Origin of the sequence: Saccharothrix sp. NRRL B-16314, assembly GCF_000716595.1 — a bacterium.
Classification (GTDB): domain Bacteria; phylum Actinomycetota; class Actinomycetes; order Mycobacteriales; family Pseudonocardiaceae; genus Actinosynnema.
Map to the genome: position 1 here is coordinate 1 of NZ_JNXC01000085.1, position 1,468 is coordinate 1,468.

1 protein-coding gene is annotated in these 1,468 nt (G+C 72.1%); it reads left to right on the forward strand.

Features of this window, described 5'->3' with window-relative positions:
* The coding region (locus tag OQ02_RS46895) for a beta-ketoacyl synthase N-terminal-like domain-containing protein (RefSeq protein WP_033443738.1) at window positions 1-1,468 on the forward strand (1,468 nt) is incomplete at both ends.

Genomic DNA, 1,468 nt, shown 5'->3' on the forward strand with positions numbered 1-1,468 from the left:
CGATGGTGTGGTCGGGGGGTTGACTGCCGAGCGGGTCGGTGCGGTGTTGCGGCCGAAGGTGGACGGGGCCTGGCACCTGCACGAACTGACCCGGGACCGTGATCTGGCGCAGTTCGTGCTGTTCTCCTCCGCTGCCGGTGTGCTGGGTGGGCCAGGTCAGGCCGCTTACGCGGCGGCCAACACCTTCCTCGACGCCTTGGCGCAGAGCCGCCATGCCCAAGGCATGCCGGCGAGGTCGTTGCCCTGGGGGCTCTGGGCCGAGCGCAGCGGCATGACCGATGCCCTCGGGGAGGTCGACGTCGCGCGGATGGCCGAGACGGGTGTGGTCGGTCTTGGTACCGCGGAGAGCCTCGCCCTGTTCGACCTCGCCTGCGCGGCCGACGAGCCGGTGCTGCTGCCGATAGGGCTGGACCTCACCGCGTGGCAAGGCGCCGCACCCCCGTTGTTGCACGGCCTGGTCGGCGGCCCGACCAAGCCCGGCACGCGGCGCTCCGCGGCGGCCCGGCTGCGCCGGCGCTTGCTGGACGCGACCGAGGACGACCGCGACCGGCTGCTGGTCGACCTGGTCCGGACGCAGGCCGCCGCCGTGCTCAAGCACCCCACGCCCGTCGCACTCGACACCGATCGGGCGTTCCGGGAACTGGGTTTCGACTCGCTGACCGGAATCGAGCTGCGCAACCGGCTGGCCGAGGCGACCGGCCTTCGGCTGCCCCCGACCCTGGTCTTCGACTGGCCCACGACCGTGGCGCTGGCCGGCCGGCTGAAGGACGAACTGCTCGAACGCGACGTGGCCGCGGTCCCGGTGATCGCACGGGCCGAGGACGACGACCCGGTGGTGGTCGTCGCGATGAGCTGCCGGCTGCCCGGCGGCGTCACCACGCCCGAGGAACTGTGGCGGTTGCTCGACCGGGGTGTGGACGCGCTCTCCCCCTTTCCCGGCGACCGGGGCTGGGACCTGCGCGACTCGACGGTCCCGCCCCGCGGTGGCTTCCTGGACGACGTCGCCGGGTTCGACGCCGACCTGTTCTCGGTGAGTCCGCGTGAGGCGTTGGCGATGGATCCGCAGCAGCGTTTGTTGCTGGAGGGTGCGTGGGAGGTGTTGGAGCGGGCGGGGATCGACCCGTTGTCGTTGCTCGGCACCGGGAACGCCGCCGGCATCGCCTCCGGTCGGATCGCCTACGTGCTGGGCTTGGAGGGGCCGGTGCTGTCGGTGGACACGGCGTGTTCGTCCTCGTTGGTGGCACTGCACCTCGCCGCGCAGGCGATCCGCCGCGGTGAGTGCTCGCTGGCCCTGGCCGGAGGCGCGACGGTGCTGTGCACACCGGACCCGCTGGTGGACTTCCACCGGCAGCGCAACCTCGCTCCGGACGGCCGTTGCAAGGCGTTCTCGGCGGATGCGGATGGGACGGTTCTGGCTGAGGGTGTGGGGTTGGTGTTGTTGGAGCGGTTGTCGGTTGCGCGGGGTGCG